Here is a 17,354-nt window from a genome sequence, read left to right on the forward strand (position 1 = left end):
TAACCCCGGCGCTCACGAATGAGCCCCACGCATGGTCACCATGAAGAGCTGACCCTCAAAGGAGGGGCCGCTTAAAGGGACGCGATACAACTATCAAGAAACGGGCTACCAAACCCGATCACTGTTTTGCAGTGACAGGGAAACGATATAGCCCTACCGATAGCCGTGTAAGCCGGCGGATTCTGATGCACCCGTAGGCAGCGACGCAAGGCGTTGTAGGTCCGATGCCGTAACAGCGCGTGTGATTTAAACATGATCGAAAAATTTCGTTTATCCACCGCGCAAGGGCCGGCATGCCTGAGCCTTTTGCTTTCGGCAACTCAACAAAGCGACAATCGGTTCCCGAAGTGCCCTAGCTTCACTCCCCCGATTTTTAAATTAAGGAAGAACACGTTGGACAAGAAGGAAACCAAACGCCAGGTCAGCGAAATGCTCGATGGGGGGCGCTCGAAAACCGAGACTTTCAAGGCATTCTCCGGTGGTGCGCTGAAAGACAAGGCGCTGGCGTACCTGATCGGCTCACGCCCCGATCCTAATCTGATTGAACGACACGCCGGCAAGATCAAGATCCTTCTCGGACTGACTTACGTTCAGGCGCTGATCGGTCTGGTGGGCGGCTATCTCCTCGGGCTGACCATCAGCAGCGGTTTCGCCATCGGACTTGGTTTGTTCGCCGGTGGCGTGCCTTTGCTTTTTGCCTGGGGTTTTTATCGCAACGCGGCCCATGCCTATACGGTGTACGTGATGCTCTCGATCAGCCAGATGCCGCGCATGTTCAAGGAATATGCGGATGACCCGATCGGTACGGTGGTCGGCGTGGCGATCACGCTGGCGATGATCTTCTACGTCGCTTGGCTGAAAAACCTGCTGTTCCCGGACCTTGCGTTGATCGGCGCAAAGAAGATCAAAGGCCAGTACGTCTTCTCCAACTAACCGTTTCCATCCCCCCATTTTCACTGGCCTGGATCAATATTTCGCCTGGCGATATCGCCTACCGTAAATGATCCAGGCCTTTGCTGAGGTATGAGCTACAGTGCTTGTCGCGCACCTTGTTGCGCTGACGAAGTATCCGCGTCGACGTTGAAAACACAGCAAGAAAAGCGTCGACGAGGCGTAGTGCAGCAAGGAGCTGTCACAACCTCAACTGAATCTTCACGGACGAACACCGTAAATGAACTGCCTAGAAAGAACCTTCGATATCCAGCCCTTGGTGCAGGCGGACATGACCGTGCACATCAACGGCCAAGCGGTCAGCGCCGCCATTGGCGAAACCGTTCTCAGCGTCATCCAGTCCCTCGGCGTGCGCCAGATCGCACGCAATGACCACGATCAGATCAGCGGCGCCTATTGCGGCATGGGCGTGTGCCAGTGCTGTCTGGTGAAAATCAACGGTCGCCACAAACGCCGCGCCTGCCAGACGGTGGTGCGCGACGGCATGCAGATCGAAACCCGAGTCAACCGCGTCGTCGCGCAGGAGGTCGTATGAGCCTGCAACCGTTGATCGTCGGCGGCGGGCCGGCGGGGATGGCGGCGGCCATCGAACTGGCGCGCCACGGCGTGCGCTGCACCTTGCTCGAAGAGGCTTCGCGCCTCGGCGGCGTGGTCTATCGCGGGCCGCTGCGTGATGGTGTGCAACTGGATTATCTCGGCCCGCGTTATTCCGAAGCACTGGACAAACTGCACGGCGAATTTCAGCAGCAGTCAGGGCTGATTGACGTGCGCCTCAACCATCGCGTGGTCGGCGCCGAAGGCACCCGCGCAGTGGTGGTGCTCGACGGTGATGAGCAACTGCACGAGATCGCTTATCCGCAACTGCTGTTGGCCGCCGGTTGCCATGAACGCAGCGTACCGTTTCCCGGCTGGACGTTGCCGGGGGTGATCCTGCTCGGCGGCCTGCAGTTGCAGATCAAGAGTGGCGTGGTCAAGCCGCAAGGGCCGGTGATCATCGCCGGCACCGGGCCGTTGCTGCCGCTTGTCGCGACCCAGTTACATGCGTCTGGCGTGCGCGTCGCCGGCGTCTATGAGGCTTGCGCATTCGGCAAGATCGCCCGCGAGAGTCTGGCGCTGCTGAACAAGCCGCAGCTGTTCCTCGACGGCTTGAGCATGCTCGCTTACCTCAAGTTGCACGGCATCCCGATGAACTACGGTTGGGGGGTGGTCGAAGCCCACGGCGACGGCGAGTTGAAAAGCGTCAGCGTCGCGCCGTATTCGTCGACGTGGGAGGCGGATCTGTCGCGGGTCGAGCGCTTCGAAGCGCAGACCCTGGCGGTGGGTTACGGTTTTATTCCGCGCACGCAATTGAGCCAGCAGATGGGCCTTGATCACGGTTTCAGCGACGACGGCTACCTGCGTGCCAACGCTAATGTCTGGCAGCAAAGCAGCGTGGCGCATGTGCATCTGGCCGGCGACATGGGCGGGATCCGCGGCGGTGAAGCGGCGATGCTGGCCGGCAAGATCGCCGCCACTTCGATCCTGCTGCAACGCGGCGTGCTCGACGCCGAGCTCGCCCGGGTGCGCCGTGATCGCTACGCAAGCAAACTCAGAGCCATCGTGCGCTTTCGTGCGGCGGTAGATCGCTACACTGAGCGCGGCGTCGGTCAGATCGCTTTGCCCACAGCCGACACGGTGATCTGCCGCTGCGAACATGCGACCCGCGCCGACATCGATCTGGCCCTGGAGCAGGGTGTGCAAGATATCGCCAGCCTGAAAATGCGCACCCGCGTGAGCATGGGCGATTGTCAGGGGCGGATGTGCGTCGGCTATTGCAGCGATCGCCTGCGCCAGGTCACCGGACGTCAGGATGTCGGTTGGCTGCGCCCACGCTTCCCGATTGATCCGGTACCGTTTTCCGCGTTCCAGTCTCTCGGCACGGAGGGCGCTTGCCATGAGTAAGTTCTACGACGTGGTCATTGCCGGTGGCGGTGTGATCGGCGCCTCCTGCGCCTACCAATTGTCCAAGCGCAAAGATCTCAAGGTGGCACTGATCGACGCCAAGCGCCCCGGCAACGCAACCCGTGCTTCGGCGGGTGGTTTATGGGCGATCGGCGAGTCGGTCGGCCTCGGTTGCGGGGTGATTTTCTTTCGCATGATGTCGGCCAACCGCAAGCGCGAAACCCAGGGCGCCGCAGTCGCGGTGGACGCCAGTACGCCGCATATTTTGCCGGAATCCTTCTTCGATTTTGCCTTGCAGTCCAACGCGCTCTATCCGGCGTTACACCGCGAGCTGAAAGACAATCACGGCATGGATTGCAAGTTCGAAAAGACCGGGCTGAAATTCGTGATCTATGACGACGAAGATCGGCTGTATGCCGAGCACATCGTCGGCTGCATTCCGCATCTGGCCGATCAGGTGCGCTGGCTCGATCAAGCGGCGTTGCGCGCGGCCGAACCGAGCGTCAGCCATGAGGCGCGTGGGGCGCTGGAGTTTCTCTGCGACCATCAGGTCAGCCCGTTCCGCCTCGCGGATGCCTACATGGAAGGCGCGCGGCAGAACGGCGTCGATATCTTCGTCAACACCAACGTCACCGGCGTGCTGCATCACGGCACTCGCGTGACCGGCGTGCAGACGGCGGAGGCGGGGGTGTTCCACTGCAAGACGCTGATCAACGCCGCCGGTGCCTGGGCGGCGGATTTGAGCGAGTGGGCGACGGGAATTCGTATTCCGGTGAAACCGGTGAAAGGGCAGATCCTGCTGACCGAACGCATGCCGAAAATCCTTAACGGCTGCCTGACCACCAGCGATTGCTACGTGGCGCAAAAGGACAACGGCGAAATCCTTATCGGCAGCACCACCGAAGACAAAGGCTTCGACGTCACCACCACCTACCCGGAAATCGCCGGGCTGGTGCAGGGCGCGGTGCGCTGTCTGCCGGAGCTTGTGGACGTCAATCTGAAGCGCACCTGGGCGGGGCTGCGTCCGGGCTCGCCGGATGAGTTGCCGATCCTCGGGCCGATGCGTGGGGTCGAGGGTTATCTGAATGCTTGCGGGCACTTCCGCACCGGGATTCTGACGTCGGCGATTACCGGGGTGTTGCTGGATAAATTGGTGAATGACGAACCGCTGCCGCTGGATATCACCCCGTTTCTGGCGGATCGGTTTGCGGTTGCAGCCGTCGAGCCGGCGCCCGCTCTGGAACTGGCCTGATTCTCTCCCACATGATCGTTCCCACGCTCTGCGTGGGAATGCCTCAAGGGACGCTCCGCGTTCCAGCTCGGGAAGTGGAACGCGGAGCGTCCCGGGCTGTGTTACCACGCGGAGCGTGGGAACAATCAAATCAAAAGATCGCAGTCTTCGGCAGCTACAGGGAATTCGCATGCATCAGGATTTGCGCGCTTCCTCTTCGAGCTGATCCGATTCAAACAATTTGGCCAGTTCCGCCCGGGCTTCCTGGGCGGTCTGCAGGACTTTGGCGGCGTCGTCGTAGACGGCGTGTTGCGCCTCCAGCACCTGTTCGTCGTGATGCTTGAAACGCTTGATCCGCGCATCGGCCTGGGCTTGGGTCAGGCCGAGGCCGACCAGCGTGCGCCGGCTCATTTCCAGGCTCGAATAATAGGTCTCACGAATTGCTTCCGCGCCGACATCCACCAGGCGATGCACGTGCTGACGGTTACGCGCGCGGGCGATGATTTTCATGTGCGGATAGTGCTTGTGCACCACTTCGGCAGTCTTGATGTTGGTCTCCGGAACGTCCGTGGCAATGACGAAATACTCGGCTTCGCCAACCTTCGCCGCATGCAGAATTTCCGGGCGCATCGGGTCGCCGTAGAACACCGGTACGCCGCCGAAGCTGCGCGACAGTTCGATGGTTTCCACCGAGGTGTCCAGCGCAACGAACTTGATGTTCTGCGCGCGCAGGATCCGCGCCACGATCTGGCCCATCCGGCCCATGCCGGCAATCACCACACGCGGCGCTTCGGTATCGATTTCGCGGAATTTTTCCGGCACTTCCACTGGCTGTACTTTCGGACTGACCAGACGCGCGCAGATCAACAGCAACAACGGCGTCAGCGCCATCGACAGAGTGATGGTCAGCACCAGCAGGTCGTACAGACGCGGCTCGAACAGGCCCTGATCGCGACCGATCTTGAACACCACGAAGGCAAACTCACCGCCGGCAGCGAGGACGATGCCGAGGCGGATTGCGCTGATCTTGTTCAATCCTCCTGCCAAGCGCCCAACCACGAACAGCAGCGGCAATTTCAGACCGATCAGCAACAAGGTCAGGCCTAATACGGTGATCGGCGCGCTCAACAACAGGCTGAGATTGGCACCCATGCCGACACTGATGAAAAACAGCCCGAGCAGCAGGCCCTTGAACGGTTCGATCTGCGCTTCCAGCTCATGCCTGTATTCCGAGTCCGCCAGCAGCAGACCGGCGAGAAACGCGCCCAGCGCCATCGACACACCGACCAGATCCATTAGCCACGCGGTGCCGATCACCACCAGCAACGCGGTGGCGGTGGACACTTCCGGCAGCCCGGTTTTCGCCACCACGCGAAATACCGGACGCAGCAGATACCGCCCGCCGATCACCACCACGGCAATGCCGCCGAGCACCTGCAAGCTGTGACGAATATCGTCGGCGGTGCTGGTGTGGTGATCGACGCCGGCGAGCATCGGCACCAAGGCAATCAGCGGAATCGCGGCGATGTCCTGGAACAGCAGAATCGCAAACGCGAGACGCCCGTGGGGGCTGGTCAGTTCCTTGCGTTCGGCAAGGCTTTGCAGGCCGAACGCCGTGGAGGAGAGCGCCAGACCGAGGCCCAGCACAATGGCGCTGTTCAGCGGCTGGCCGAACACCGACAGTGCCAGCACGCCGATCACCGATGCGGTCAACAGCACCTGCGCCAGACCGACGCCGAACACCGATTTGCGCATCACCCACAAGCGGCGCGGCGACAGCTCCAGGCCGATGATGAACAGCAGCAACACCACGCCCAGCTCGGAAATATGCGCAACGCTTTGCGGGTTGCCGATCAAACCCAGCACCGACGGGCCGATGATTACCCCGGCAAACAGATAACCGAGCACCGCGCCCAGTTGCAGACGTTTGGCCAAAGGCACGGTGAGCACGGCCGCGAACAGAAACACGACAGCGGCTTGCAACAGATTGCCTTCATGGGGCATGGAACGACTCCTGACTACGGGTACGGCGAGGGTGACAAGGATAAGGGTTACGCGGTCTCCAGACCATTCGAGATCCAATGTGGGAGCGAGCCTGCTCGCGAATGCGCTGGGTCAGCCAACTATGCATTGCCTGATGCCCCGCGTTCGCGAGCAGGCTCGCTCCCACGAGGGCAGCTTCCATCAGGCCTGGAATAATTTGCATCAACTGGTTACATTTATAACCCCTGCGCATCAATTTCCGGAAACGCCATGGCCATCAACTTCGACCTCAACGACCTGCAAGCCTTTCGTGCGGTGGTCGAGCAGGGCAGTTTTCGCAAGGCTGCCGACACCGTGCGCCTGTCGCAACCGGCGCTGAGCCGGCGCATCGAAAAGCTCGAAGATGCCCTTGGCGTGAAACTGTTCGAGCGCACCACGCGCAAGGTCAGCCTGACCCAGGCCGGGCGCGGCTTCATGCCCAGCGTCGAGCGCTTGCTCGATGATCTCGACATTGCCTTGCTCGGCATCAGCGAGGTCGCCTCGACGCGCTTGGGCCATGTCACCGTCGCCTGCGTGCCGTCGGCGGCGTACTACTTCATGCCCCGCGTGGTCGCGCGCTATCACCAGCAGTTTCCACGGATCAAGGTCAAAGTCCTCGATTCCAGCGCCCACGATGTGTTGAGTGCGGTGGTCAATGGCGAGGCGGATTTCGGTCTGAGTTTTCTCGGCACGCAGGATGCCAAAGTCGAGTTCGAACCGCTTGTGCAGGAGTGCTACGTTGTCGCCTGTCGTCGCGATCATCCGCTGGCCGGGCGCAGCAGCGTCAGCTGGGACGAGTTCTATCAACAGGATTACATCGCGCTGGACAAGACTTCGGGCAACCGCTTTCTGCTTGATCAGGCCTTGGGCGGGGTGGTGCCGCAGCGTCAGAGCATCTGCGAGACGCGGCATGTGACGACGATGATCGGCTTGGTGGAGGCGGGGCTGGGCGTGGCGGCGGTGCCGTTGATGGCGATGCCCGGGCCGGATCATCCGATCCTGACGCGGGTGCCACTGATTGAGCCGCAGGTGATGCGCAGTGTCGGCATCATCAAGCGCCGGGATCGCACGTTGACCCCGGCGGCTTTGGAACTGGAGCGGCTGGTCGTGGAAATGCGCGTCCAGCCGCCAACGATCAACGCTTGACCGAATCCAGCCCGGTGGCCTGCACGTCAGCCTGAGCGGCCGGTGCAGCGAGGTAGGCGAGCAGGGCTTTGGCCTCTTCCGGATGCTCGGCCTTGACCGGAATGCCAGCGGCAAAACGCGTCACCGACTGCACCGATTCCGGAATCTTCGCGACGAAGCTCACGCCCGGCACCGGCAGCAATTCGCTGACCTGCTGGAAGCCCAACTGATAGTCGCCAGTGGCGACCACCGAGCCGACCGGGATCCTGGCGATCATCTTGGCTTTCGGTTTCAACTGATCTTCGATGCCGAGTTTCTTGAACAGCTGCTGCTCGATGTACACGCCGCTGGCGCTGTCGGAGTAGGCCACCGACTGCGCGTCGAGCAGGGTTTTCTTCAGGCCGTCGACGCTGCTGATGTCCGGTTTCGCCGCACCTTCACGCACTACCATGCCGATCCGCGAATCCGCCAGTTCAACGCGGGAGGCCGGGTCGACCTTGCCTTGTTTGATCAGCTCATCGAGGGCGTAACCGACCATGATCACCACGTCGGCGTGCTCACCGCGTGCCAGACGATTGGGAATCGCTTCCGGCGCCTTGCCCATCGACGGGCCGAGACTGGTGGTGAGCGTGTTGCCCGTTGCGGCGGCGAACTTCGGCCCGAGGATCTTGTAGGCGGCAGTGAAACCACCGGAGGTCATCACGCTGAGTTCTTCGGCCTGGGCCGCGAAGTTGAGGGCGAGACCGGCGAGCAGGGCGGTGACAGTAAAGAGTTTTTTCATGGCGAGTTTTTCCTCAGGCCGCGACAGGTTGCAGACGACCACCGGCACGGCGGTACAGATAAAGCGTGGCGCACAGCGCGCACAGGGCACCGATGCTCATCCAGTAACCTGGCGCGGCTTTGTCGCCGGTGTACTGGATCAGGAAAGTCGACATCGCCGGGGTGAAACCGCCGAAGATCGCGGTGGCCAGGCTGTAGGCCAGGGAGAAACCGGCGACGCGCACTTCCACCGGCATGATTTCGGTCAGCGCCGGAATCATCGCGCCGTTGTACAAGCCGTAAATGAAGGACAACCACAGCAGCGACAGCAGCATGTTGGTGAAGCTCGGCGCCTGCACCAGGAACGACAGCGCCGGATAAGTCGTGGCCAGTGCCAGCACGGCCATGCCGATCAGCACCGGACGACGGCCGATACGGTCGGACAACGCGCCGCCAATCGGCAGCCAGAAGAAGTTCGACACGCCCACCAGCAGCGTTACCAGCAACGCGTCGGAAGTGCTCAGGTGCAGCACGGTTTTGCCGAAAGTTGGCGCGTAGACGGTGATCAGGTAGAACGCGGTGGTGGTCAGCGCGACCATCAACATTCCGCCGAGTACCACGCCCCAGTTCTGGCCGAGGGTGCGGAACACTTCGCGCATGCTTGGACGGTGTTTGCGCGCGGCGAACTCTTCGGTTTCCGCCAGATTACGACGCAGGAAGAAGATGAACGGGACGATCATGCAGCCGACGAAAAACGGAATGCGCCAGCCCCAGGCGGCTACGGCTTGCGGTTCCATCCACTGGTTCAGACCGTAGCCCAGCGCGGCAGCAACGATGATCGCCACTTGCTGACTGGCCGACTGCCAAGCAGTGAAAAAGCCCTTGCGACCCGGCGTGGCGATCTCGGACAGATACACCGAAACACCACCGAGTTCCGCGCCGGCCGAGAAGCCTTGCAGCAGTCGCCCAATCAGTACCAGCGCCGGGGCGAACAGGCCTATGGTTTCGTATCCGGGCACCAGCACAATCAATATCGTGCCGCTGGCCATGATCGACAGGGTGACGATCAGACCTTTGCGCCGGCCGACGTCATCGATGTAGGCGCCGAGCACAATGGCGCCCAGCGGACGCATCAGGAAGCCTGCGCCAAACACCGCAAAAGTCATCATCAGGGAGGCGAACTCACTGCTCGCCGGGAAGAACACCGCCGCAATCTGCGTGGCGTAAAAGCCGAACAGAAAGAAGTCGAACTGTTCGAGGAAGTTGCCCGAGGTCACCCGGAAGATGGCACCGGCCCGCGAGCCGTTGGTAGGAATTGAGGCTGTCATTGAAAAGTACTCCACCGCTTTTATGACGTGCGCTACGGAGAAGCGGCGCACGGTTTTTATTGAGGTGGATGGTGGCGCAGATGTAACAATCTGTTAATTGCATTGTTGGCATGGATTGATGCGTGGGGCGGATCAATGGCTTCAGTGCTTAGCGCATTTGTGGGAGCGGGCCGGCTCGCGAAGGCGTTCTCTCAGATGGAAACGATGTCGGATGTGCCGGCATATTCGCGAGCGGGCTCGCTCCAACAGGGGATTGGTGGTGATCAGAGAATCAGCGTTCGCCAAGACTTGTGGGAGTGGAGCTCAGGTCAAAAACTGTGGTGTAACACCAACCCTGTGGGAGCTGCGGTGCGACGATTCGAGTTGCCAGCGATGGCGGTCTGATGTCCAAGGCCTCTTACGGCCACCTCCAGCAAAAAACAAGGAATGTTTCCCGCGCCGCGCAGTCGGAGTTCAGGTACTACCTATCCGAAAGAGGTTCACCGATGAACAGCAAAACCCTAATCGCCAGCCTGGCCCTTGTTGCGGGCATTGCCGGAATCACACCCATTGTTCAAGCGGCGCAAACCTCCAGCGAACCCGCCGTGCAGTCGCCGACCAGCGATCGCCAGCTGAAGGTCAACGACCGCGCTCCAGAAATGTACCAGCGCGACGACAAGGCTTTGAAGAACTGGAAAGCCAAAGGTCTGAAAGCGCCGATCGAGCAGGCGCAGTGGGTGCAGATCAATGACAAGTACGTGATGGTGATGATCACCAACGGCACGATTGTCGAGATGCAACAGGTCGAGCGATAAGCCCGGTTTTACAATTGGCCACGGATGGCTGATTGCATTCGAGCGCCGTTCCGGTAAAACAGCGGACGTCTGGATGAGGAACAAGGGATTGGACAAGAAACCGCTCTACCGCAAAGTGAACACTCGTACGTGGGGTGTTCGTCGCCACGAATCAGTTGCGCATTATCGCGATCAGCGCAACAGCAAAGCTGCAAGCCGTGACGAAGGCATGCGAAGTTCGATGCACGCAGGCAAACAATACGGGCGAGATTACACGCCGTTGTTTCGCTTCCTGCTGTCTCGGGTGGGCGGTTCTTGGGATGCCATTTTCAGCGAAGCTGTGGCGCGACTGGATCAATCAGCGCCGGTGTTCTGGATGGTGGCCATCCATGAGAAGGATCGCGAAGAAGTCGTGCGACTGGGTGAGTCCAGTTATTTCAACGGGCTGTACGTCGACGAGCAAAATCTCCTGCAAATGGTCAATCCGAGACTGAAGGCGCATGACATGACGCCGAGCTGCGAGTGCTGTACGCACACATTCAACGGTGTCGTATTCGGCCAGACCGCGGGCTTTGGCCCGCGCACATCGTCAGTTGTCGACGCAGAAGAGCCGCCAGCGTGAATCAGAGCAGCTCCCCCTTGTCCCACAAATGCACCAGTTCCCCAGGCGCCCGATCCTCCGGCACCTTCAACACCATTTCCCCGGACTGATAGCGCACTTCAATCTGGTAGAAGCGCTGATCCCCACGGCCCGATTCGCTGCTATCGAGTGGCAGGCAACCCTCAAGCACCGAGCAGATCCTTGAACGCTGACTGATGTCGCACTGGGCAAATTCGATTTCCCGTGGGCGGCTCAGGCTGTGAATCGCTGCAACGCCACCCTGGCGAGATACGCGCAAAACGGAATCTTTATCCAGCTCGGGTAGCGTTTTCATACGGTCTCCTCGGATTATTCGATACCGACCTGTGCCCAGGCTTGCTGCACCGTGTCGGCTGCTTCGGCGCCGAAGCGCTCGCCGGCGTGGTTGATCGTCAGTTTTGCGAACGCGTCAAACGTTGCGTCCTGTTTCAAACGGTCATCACACAGCGTGTCGTACCAGACGCGTCCGGCTTTTTCCCAGGCGAAGCCGCCAAACGCTCGGGCTGCCAGGTAAAACGCGCGGTTGGGAATGCCGGAGTTGATGTGTACGCCGCCATTGTCTTCGCTGGTGATGACGAACTTGCGCATGTGATCCGGTTGCGGATCCTTGCCCAGCATCGGGTCATCGTATGCCGTGCCGGGGTGCGACATCGAGCGCAGGCCCTTGCCTTGGATCTGTGGCATCAGCAGGTCGGCCCCGATCAACCAGTCTGCCTGCTCGGCGGTCTCGCCGAGGGTGTACTGCTTGGTCAACACGCCGAACACGTCTGACAGCGACTCGTTCAACGCGCCGGACTGGTTGGCATAAATCAGCCCAGCTTCGCTTTCGGTGACGCCGTGGGCCAGTTCATGGCCGATGACGTCGAGCGAGCGGGTGAAGCGCTGGAAGATCTCGCCATCGCCGTCACCGAAAACCATCTGCGCGCCATTCCAGAACGCGTTTTCGTAGGCTTGCCCGTAATGCACGCTGCCGATCAGCGCGAATCCCTGATTGTCGATCGAGTCGCGACCGAGCACTTTCCAGAAGAAATCATAGCTGGCGCCCAGCGCATCGTACGCCTCATCGACCGCCGGATCCCCGGACGCCGGCTGGCCCTCGAGACGCACCGGCATGCCCGGCAAGAGCATTTTGTTCTGCGCATCATGCACGCTGCGCCGTGCCAGACCAGGCTTGCTCGCCTCCGGCAGAATCGCCCGCGCCGGCGGCTGCGAAGGACGGCCGGGGTTGGGCAGCAGGCTGCGCACATGATTGAGCGTCTGCATCGCGGCGTTGCGCTGCGGCTCGGAACCGTGGGCAATGATGCGGTTGAGAATGTAGGGTGGGATGAAACTGCGCAGCAATCGAGAGTCGGTCATCTAAGCATCCTTGTCGTCATACGATGTCGATACACATGTGAGCGGCAAGGCGTGTTTTCGGTTCCATGGATTGCCATCGACGCCGGATTCTGCGAAAAACGCCGCCTGCGAACATCTCAAGAGCCAACGACATGACAGACGAACTGCAAATCATCGACCTGCAACCGGGCGACGGCAAAGCCGCGGTGAAAGGCGCGCTGATCACCACCCAATACACCGGCTGGCTGGAAGACGGCACTGAATTCGATTCGTCCTGGAGCCGGGGCAGACCGTTTCAGTGCGTGATTGGCACTGGCCGGGTGATCAAAGGCTGGGATCAGGGCCTGATGGGCATGCAGGTCGGCGGCAAACGCAAATTGCTGGTACCGGCGCATCTGGGGTACGGCGAGCGGACTATGGGCAAGATCCCGCCGAATTCGAATCTGGTGTTTGAGATTGAGTTGCTGGAGGTTTTGACGCGGGAGGATTGAGGTCTGACGTGGGTCTGAATGAAGCAACCCTCATCCAGACGCTTGCAACTTCGGATGCTCAGGTGAACATCTCTATATCGTCAATCGTGTCCTCAATGACGCCCTGCAACGAGGGCATCCGACGCCTTACGTTTTCGAGCGCCGGCAAAACGGTTTCGGTATCCAGTCTTCCATGTCGACGAGCGATATGGCCCAGGGCGGTGATGGCAGAGGCAGCGATCGCTTCGGTTTCGCTGGAGAGATATTGGAGGCAGAAAGACTGGGCCCACATTGGGTCTTCCTCGCTCATACCGATGGATACTAATCCTGCTGCCATATTTTCGGCGACACCACTTGCAATAAGTCTCATCGCCACGTCGCGGGAAATAGATGAATCTTGATAGATGAGGCTCATCGTCGACGCTAGCCCCTGACGCCGATGAATAAGTCCAGCTCCTTCGGCAATTGCTCTCCAAGTATTTCGCTGATTCGTTGAGTTTGGTCCGCAGTCAGCAGCCATTCTCCGTCGGGACTTAGACTGAGTTCTGGCCAGCCCATTACGGCCAATATCGGACGCTCAGATTTCGAGTGGACCGACAGCTCGAATTTCAGCGTATCGTCCTCGCTTTCGTCTGGTAAAAAACCACTAATCCATAAATACATATTTTTATTCCTCTTCACTTTGGAGTCCATCGCTCGGGATCGGCAGGATCGATTTGCTCGCCCGTTTCGTGATTAAACTCACCTAGATGTTTGCCTTGCTTGTTATAGAGTTCTATAGCCCCTGTTTTGCTATCCCATTCGTAGATTCGACCTTTCTTGTCTTTCCATCTGCTGCGCTTACCGCCACCACCTTGAACACTGCTTTTGGATTTGACGGGATAGGTATCCGGGAATGCTGGGAGAGTTACGGGAGGCCGGTGATATTTGATGTCACCGCCAAGAGTAGGTCTTGAAAGCACAACGTATAGAGGCTGTACTCCAGAGTCCGCCGGAAAGACCAGAATAAAGTCCTGGTATTCAGGCGGGTAAACCGGATTGACGATGATTTTGTCCGCCTGCTCGGTCGGCGGGTATATCCAGATGTGTGGAACCTGCGGCGCACCCTCCAACGGCGGAATTGCCGATCCGCGTGATGAGTCTACAGAGGGAGTCCAGAGTAGGGTTGACCCATTCCCAAAATCTGCGACGTGGGAGGCGCCTTGCTTGACGAACTGCACGACTGGAATCATTTCCCAGTCGCTGCGCGTTTGAGTGTTGTATCCGTATCCTTTCAACGTCCCATCGGGCTGCTGTTCCACATGCAATCGAACCCGAGTCCGAGCTGTCTCGAGCGACTGTAGTTGCTCTTCTGTGTAGAGAGCACTATCGGCGAGACTCGATGGCCACAGCAGCGCAACCAACCCAAGCAACCCGCCTGCGACGACACCGCCGGTGGCCAGGCTTGTGGTACTTGCGGCGGCAGTGCTGGTGCTCAGACTGCCAGAGCTGCCGAGAGCAAAAGCTCCGATCGACGCTTGCAAACTGGTCGCGCCAATTGTCTTGAGTGCGATATTCCCGGCCGAGTCGCGTTCATGCCCCGCTAGCAAGGACAGCGTTCCATAATCCGAAATTTTCCCAACCGGTATAAATCCAGATGGATTGGCATCATTGATGACGCCGTTCGGCAGCTTGCAACTTTTCACGAAAACACAGCCGCTTATATTTTGCTGTTCATGTATGACCTGGTGGCCAAGTCGATCTTCGTGGGCCTGCTGCCGAGCCAGAATGTCTTCATAAGCGCCTTGTGCGGCCTCGCGCGCAGCAAGTTCGCTGGCAGTCATGTAGCGGCTGGTGATGTGGTGTCCGTCTCCCTCTGGCGGGTTCTGGACCCGGGGGATGTCTTTCTTGCGAGCCATGAGCGTCCTTGTCCGCTGTTTAAAAACGAAGCGGACGCTAAAGCAACGAAGGAGTGATGGATGTAGGACGCGTCTGAAAGTGTTGCAGTTGTTACAACTGCAAAAAGATCAAATCCATGACCAGACAGGTCAACAAATCGCCTTACCCGACCGCCCAAACCGCTCCCGATAAACCGACGGCGGTACGCCCACCACGCTGCGAAACGCCACACGAAAACTCTCCACCGAGCGATAGCCGCAGCGCTGGGCGATCTGCTCGGTGTGTTGATGGGTGCTCTCGAGGAGCTCCCGCGCTCGCGCCAGGCGTTCATGTTGCAGCCAGGCCTTGGGCGTTTGCCCGCTGGCTTCGGTGAAGCGCCGCAAAAACGTGCGCTCGCTCATCGCCGCTTCGCTGGCCAGGTCGCGGACTTCCAGTGGTTCGTGCAGGCGTTCGCGGGCCCATTGCATGACGCGCGACAGGTCGCTGCGGGGTGTCGGGCTGACCGGGGTGGGGATGAATTGGGCCTGGCCGCCGGTGCGCTGTGGCGACATGACCAAGCGCCGCGCGACAGCGTTGGCGACCTGCGTGCCGAAGTCGCGGGTTACCAGATGCAGGCAGGCGTCGATGCCGGCGGCGCTGCCGGCGGAGGTGATCAGCTGACCGGCGTCGACATAGAGCACGTCCGGATCGACCTCGATCGCCGGGAAGCGTTGCGCCAGTTCACCGGTGTAGCGCCAGTGCGTGGTGGCGCGGTGGCCGTCGAGCAGGCCGCTGGCGGCGAGCACGAACACGCCCGAGCAGATCGACAGCAACCGCGCGCCTCGGTCATGCGCCCGACGCAACGCGTCGATCAGCGCAGGCGGTACCGGGGCATTGCGGTCGCGCCAGCCGGGAATGACGATGGTGCGCGCTGCGGCGAGCAGTTCCAGGCCGCCATCGGCCAGTACCTGAATCCCGCCCATGGCGCGCATCGGGCCTTTATCGACCGCGGCAATCGCGTGTTCGTACCAAGGGAAGTCGAACTCTGGCCGGGCCAGGCCGAAGATCTCGACGGCAATGCCGAACTCGAATGTGCAGAGGCCGTCGTAGGCCAGAATGGCAACCAGATTGGGCAGAGTGGGCATTTGGCGGAAAACTCCCGGTCGGTGTCTTGCGCGCCACTGTAGCGGCAAGCGCCGTCTCGATAAAGTCTGTTCATCCCCCACAGACAAAGGAGCAACACAGCATGACCAGCCTGGTTCGCGAAATTCCCGCCGCCCCTTCGGCGATTGCCCTGATGCATTTCAGCAATCGTCTGACCTTCGAAACCGATTGTTCCGACGTGTTCAGTAGCCAAGAGGCCGGGGAGGTCGATTTTGTTCTGGTGGATGTGCGCGGCCCATTAGCGTTCGAGCGCGGCCATGTGCCCGGCGCGACCAATATCCCGACCCGCTTGCTCACGGCGGAGCGCTTGGCCGAATACCCGAAACACACTTTGTTCGTGGTCTATTGCGCCGGACCGCATTGCAACGGCGCGAACAAGGCGGCGGTGAAGCTGGCGGCATTGGGCTATCCGGTCAAGGAGATGATCGGCGGTGTCACCGGATGGCTCGATGAGGGTTTCGAACTGAACGCGGTTTCAGCAACCAACACTGCGATCAGCTGCGCCTGCTGACGCTTCGATCTCGCCGCCATGGACGCTCCGCATCTCGTGTCAGGACATAGAGAGTCCCGAGCAAAAAAAACGCATATTTCTGACCTGAAAAGGGCAGTGTCCTACAGCCTTCGCACCACCACGGCGCACGCGTTGACCCTCGTCAATGCGTGCGCCGATGTTCTGTAAGTAATTGTCGCTTAAAAACAATTGCCTCCCTGCGCGCCGCCATAGACTGCCGGCCACGTCGGTTTTTGCCGTTAGAACGCCATGACCGAACGCTGACTCGAAAGCTGCCAATAAAAGCCTCCGCACGGGAGTAATAAATGAAAAAGCTAGTGATGTTCGGTGCCCTGGCACTGTCGATGTTGTCCCTGACCGCCGTGGCCGAAGACGCCAAGCCGATCCGCATCGGTATCGAAGCCGGGTACCCGCCATTCTCGATGAAAACCCCTGACGGCAAACTCACTGGTTTTGACGTGGACATCGGTGACGCACTGTGCGCGCAGATGAAGGTTAAATGCACGTGGGTCGAGCAAGAGTTCGATGGTCTGATCCCGGCGCTGAAAGTGAAGAAGATCGACGCGATCCTGTCGTCGATGACCATCACTGACGATCGCAAGAAAAACGTCGATTTCACTATCAAGTACTACCACACCCCGGCACGTTTCGTGATGAAGGAAGGCTCGGGCGTGAAAGACCCGCTGACCGAACTCAAAGGCAAGAAAGTCGGCGTGCTGCGCGCCAGTACTCACGACCGTTACGCGACCGAAGTGCTGGTTCCGGCCGGGATCGAACTGACGCGCTACGGCTCGCAGCAGGAAGCCAACCTCGACATGGTGTCCGGGCGTATCGACGCGATGCTCGCTGACTCGGTCAACCTCAGCGACGGTTTCCTGAAAACCGATGCTGGCAAAGGCTTCGAATTCGTCGGCCCGACCTACGAAGATGCCAAGTACTTCGGCGGCGGCGCTGGCATCGCGGTGCGCAAGGGCGATACCGCACTGGCCGAGCAGTTCAACAAAGCCATCACCGAAATCCGCGCCAATGGCGAGTACAAGAAAGTCCAGGACAAGTACTTCGACTTTGACGTATACGGCCATTAATACGCCGTGAAAAAAAGTGGCCCCGTTTGCGCGGTGGCCACTTTTTTTATGTTTTCGTTGTACTGATAGAGATCCATTGTGGGAGCGAGCTTGCTCGCGAATGCGGTTTGACATTCAGCATCTATAGTGGCTGACACATCGCATTCGCGAGCAAGCTTGCTC

General features: G+C 59.8%; 19 protein-coding genes. 10 read left to right on the forward strand and 9 right to left on the reverse strand.

The window, feature by feature from the left end; all coding sequences use genetic code 11:
• Positions 1-393 precede the first annotated feature (393 nt).
• The 4 genes from QMX86_RS17895 (at position 394) to hcnC (ending at position 4,144) form a co-directional block, all read left to right on the forward strand.
• Positions 394-933, forward strand: a complete 540-nt coding sequence (locus QMX86_RS17895) for a hypothetical protein (RefSeq protein WP_273528187.1) — start codon at positions 394-396, stop codon at positions 931-933.
• Positions 934-1,171: 238 nt separating this feature from the next.
• Complete coding sequence (locus tag QMX86_RS17900; protein ID WP_016775225.1) at positions 1,172-1,486, forward strand: (2Fe-2S)-binding protein; 315 nt, start codon at positions 1,172-1,174, stop codon at positions 1,484-1,486.
• The gene (gene hcnB, locus QMX86_RS17905; RefSeq protein ID WP_282387423.1) at positions 1,483-2,892 is read left to right on the forward strand and encodes a cyanide-forming glycine dehydrogenase subunit HcnB; all 1,410 of its coding nucleotides are present in this window, start codon (positions 1,483-1,485) and stop codon (positions 2,890-2,892) included. The genes QMX86_RS17900 and hcnB overlap by 4 nt, the downstream gene beginning before the upstream one ends.
• Positions 2,885-4,144, forward strand: a complete 1,260-nt coding sequence (gene hcnC / locus QMX86_RS17910; protein ID WP_122751082.1) for a cyanide-forming glycine dehydrogenase subunit HcnC — start codon at positions 2,885-2,887, stop codon at positions 4,142-4,144. Before hcnB ends, hcnC begins: the two co-directional genes overlap by 8 nt.
• Positions 4,145-4,318: 174 nt before the next feature.
• On the opposite strand, the gene QMX86_RS17915 is transcribed toward hcnC, so the two are convergent.
• Entirely contained in the window at positions 4,319-6,127 is a 1,809-nt protein-coding gene (locus QMX86_RS17915; protein ID WP_282387420.1) for a monovalent cation:proton antiporter-2 (CPA2) family protein, read from the reverse strand.
• A gap of 249 nt (positions 6,128-6,376) precedes the next feature.
• On the opposite strand from QMX86_RS17915, the gene QMX86_RS17920 reads away from it, so the two are divergent.
• The gene (locus tag QMX86_RS17920) at positions 6,377-7,291 is read left to right on the forward strand and encodes a LysR family transcriptional regulator (RefSeq protein WP_016775221.1); all 915 of its coding nucleotides are present in this window, start codon (positions 6,377-6,379) and stop codon (positions 7,289-7,291) included.
• Here QMX86_RS17920 and QMX86_RS17925 read toward each other — a convergent pair.
• Together QMX86_RS17925 and QMX86_RS17930 are read right to left on the reverse strand one after the other, a co-directional pair.
• Positions 7,281-8,051, reverse strand: a complete 771-nt coding sequence (locus tag QMX86_RS17925; protein WP_282386705.1) for a substrate-binding domain-containing protein — start codon at positions 8,049-8,051, stop codon at positions 7,281-7,283. The two genes, QMX86_RS17920 and QMX86_RS17925, sit on opposite strands and share 11 nt — an antisense overlap.
• Before the next feature lie 13 nt (positions 8,052-8,064).
• Complete coding sequence (locus tag QMX86_RS17930; RefSeq protein ID WP_041477012.1) at positions 8,065-9,357, reverse strand: MFS transporter; 1,293 nt, start codon at positions 9,355-9,357, stop codon at positions 8,065-8,067.
• Positions 9,358-9,842: 485 nt separating this feature from the next.
• Between QMX86_RS17930 and QMX86_RS17935 the strand changes: the two genes are divergently transcribed.
• Together QMX86_RS17935 and QMX86_RS17940 are read left to right on the forward strand one after the other, a co-directional pair.
• Complete coding sequence (locus QMX86_RS17935; RefSeq protein WP_282386703.1) at positions 9,843-10,151, forward strand: RcnB family protein; 309 nt, start codon at positions 9,843-9,845, stop codon at positions 10,149-10,151.
• Between the two features lie 88 nt (positions 10,152-10,239).
• Positions 10,240-10,752 carry a hypothetical protein gene (locus tag QMX86_RS17940; protein ID WP_110645528.1) on the forward strand — a complete coding sequence of 171 codons (513 nt, stop codon included), beginning with the start codon at positions 10,240-10,242 and terminating at the stop codon, positions 10,750-10,752.
• A gap of 1 nt (position 10,753) precedes the next feature.
• On the opposite strand, the gene QMX86_RS17945 is transcribed toward QMX86_RS17940, so the two are convergent.
• Together QMX86_RS17945 and QMX86_RS17950 are read right to left on the reverse strand one after the other, a co-directional pair.
• The gene (locus QMX86_RS17945) at positions 10,754-11,065 is read right to left on the reverse strand and encodes a protealysin inhibitor emfourin (RefSeq protein WP_122508038.1); all 312 of its coding nucleotides are present in this window, start codon (positions 11,063-11,065) and stop codon (positions 10,754-10,756) included.
• A gap of 14 nt (positions 11,066-11,079) precedes the next feature.
• Entirely contained in the window at positions 11,080-12,126 is a 1,047-nt protein-coding gene (locus tag QMX86_RS17950) for a M4 family metallopeptidase (protein WP_130899244.1), read from the reverse strand.
• A 131-nt stretch (positions 12,127-12,257) separates the two neighbouring features.
• On the opposite strand from QMX86_RS17950, the gene QMX86_RS17955 reads away from it, so the two are divergent.
• Entirely contained in the window at positions 12,258-12,596 is a 339-nt protein-coding gene (locus QMX86_RS17955) for an FKBP-type peptidyl-prolyl cis-trans isomerase (RefSeq protein WP_273528177.1), read from the forward strand.
• Between the two features lie 58 nt (positions 12,597-12,654).
• Here QMX86_RS17955 and QMX86_RS17960 read toward each other — a convergent pair whose 3' ends face one another.
• The 4 genes from QMX86_RS17960 to ftrA form a co-directional block, all read right to left on the reverse strand.
• Positions 12,655-12,990 carry a hypothetical protein gene (locus tag QMX86_RS17960; RefSeq protein ID WP_073471255.1) on the reverse strand — a complete coding sequence of 112 codons (336 nt, stop codon included), beginning with the start codon at positions 12,988-12,990 and terminating at the stop codon, positions 12,655-12,657.
• An 8-nt stretch (positions 12,991-12,998) separates the two neighbouring features.
• Positions 12,999-13,238, reverse strand: coding sequence for a pyocin S6 family toxin immunity protein (locus tag QMX86_RS17965; protein WP_073471254.1), 240 nt, complete (start codon positions 13,236-13,238; stop codon positions 12,999-13,001).
• Between the two features lie 14 nt (positions 13,239-13,252).
• A complete protein-coding gene (locus tag QMX86_RS17970) occupies positions 13,253-14,473 on the reverse strand; it encodes a colicin E3/pyocin S6 family cytotoxin (RefSeq protein ID WP_122703837.1) in 1,221 nt (406 codons plus the stop codon).
• Between the two features lie 129 nt (positions 14,474-14,602).
• Entirely contained in the window at positions 14,603-15,577 is a 975-nt protein-coding gene (ftrA, locus tag QMX86_RS17975; protein WP_110645533.1) for a transcriptional regulator FtrA, read from the reverse strand.
• Positions 15,578-15,678: 101 nt separating this feature from the next.
• On the opposite strand from ftrA, the gene QMX86_RS17980 reads away from it, so the two are divergent.
• Positions 15,679-16,107 carry a rhodanese-like domain-containing protein gene (locus QMX86_RS17980; protein WP_282386689.1) on the forward strand — a complete coding sequence of 143 codons (429 nt, stop codon included), beginning with the start codon at positions 15,679-15,681 and terminating at the stop codon, positions 16,105-16,107.
• A gap of 305 nt (positions 16,108-16,412) precedes the next feature.
• Positions 16,413-17,192, forward strand: a complete 780-nt coding sequence (locus QMX86_RS17985) for an ABC transporter substrate-binding protein (RefSeq protein WP_071172858.1) — start codon at positions 16,413-16,415, stop codon at positions 17,190-17,192.
• Positions 17,193-17,354 lie beyond the last annotated feature (162 nt).

This window comes from Pseudomonas sp. PS01270, from assembly GCF_029959775.1.
GTDB lineage: Bacteria > Pseudomonadota > Gammaproteobacteria > Pseudomonadales > Pseudomonadaceae > Aquipseudomonas > Aquipseudomonas atacamensis.

Coding starts and splice junctions, on each gene's coding strand:
- QMX86_RS17915 (WP_282387420.1), bottom strand. CDS start 6,127: ATGCCCCATGAAGGCAATCTGTTGCAAGCCGCTGTCGTGTTTCTGTTC.
- hcnC (WP_122751082.1), top strand. CDS start 2,885: ATGAGTAAGTTCTACGACGTGGTCATTGCCGGTGGCGGTGTGATCGGC.
- QMX86_RS17945 (WP_122508038.1), bottom strand. CDS start 11,065: ATGAAAACGCTACCCGAGCTGGATAAAGATTCCGTTTTGCGCGTATCT.
- QMX86_RS17970 (WP_122703837.1), bottom strand. CDS start 14,473: ATGGCTCGCAAGAAAGACATCCCCCGGGTCCAGAACCCGCCAGAGGGA.
- QMX86_RS17925 (WP_282386705.1), bottom strand. CDS start 8,051: ATGAAAAAACTCTTTACTGTCACCGCCCTGCTCGCCGGTCTCGCCCTC.
- QMX86_RS17920 (WP_016775221.1), top strand. CDS start 6,377: ATGGCCATCAACTTCGACCTCAACGACCTGCAAGCCTTTCGTGCGGTG.
- ftrA (WP_110645533.1), bottom strand. CDS start 15,577: ATGCCCACTCTGCCCAATCTGGTTGCCATTCTGGCCTACGACGGCCTC.
- QMX86_RS17980 (WP_282386689.1), top strand. CDS start 15,679: ATGACCAGCCTGGTTCGCGAAATTCCCGCCGCCCCTTCGGCGATTGCC.
- QMX86_RS17935 (WP_282386703.1), top strand. CDS start 9,843: ATGAACAGCAAAACCCTAATCGCCAGCCTGGCCCTTGTTGCGGGCATT.
- QMX86_RS17900 (WP_016775225.1), top strand. CDS start 1,172: ATGAACTGCCTAGAAAGAACCTTCGATATCCAGCCCTTGGTGCAGGCG.
- QMX86_RS17930 (WP_041477012.1), bottom strand. CDS start 9,357: ATGACAGCCTCAATTCCTACCAACGGCTCGCGGGCCGGTGCCATCTTC.
- QMX86_RS17950 (WP_130899244.1), bottom strand. CDS start 12,126: ATGACCGACTCTCGATTGCTGCGCAGTTTCATCCCACCCTACATTCTC.
- QMX86_RS17965 (WP_073471254.1), bottom strand. CDS start 13,238: ATGTATTTATGGATTAGTGGTTTTTTACCAGACGAAAGCGAGGACGAT.
- QMX86_RS17955 (WP_273528177.1), top strand. CDS start 12,258: ATGACAGACGAACTGCAAATCATCGACCTGCAACCGGGCGACGGCAAA.
- QMX86_RS17960 (WP_073471255.1), bottom strand. CDS start 12,990: ATGAGCCTCATCTATCAAGATTCATCTATTTCCCGCGACGTGGCGATG.
- QMX86_RS17985 (WP_071172858.1), top strand. CDS start 16,413: ATGAAAAAGCTAGTGATGTTCGGTGCCCTGGCACTGTCGATGTTGTCC.
- hcnB (WP_282387423.1), top strand. CDS start 1,483: ATGAGCCTGCAACCGTTGATCGTCGGCGGCGGGCCGGCGGGGATGGCG.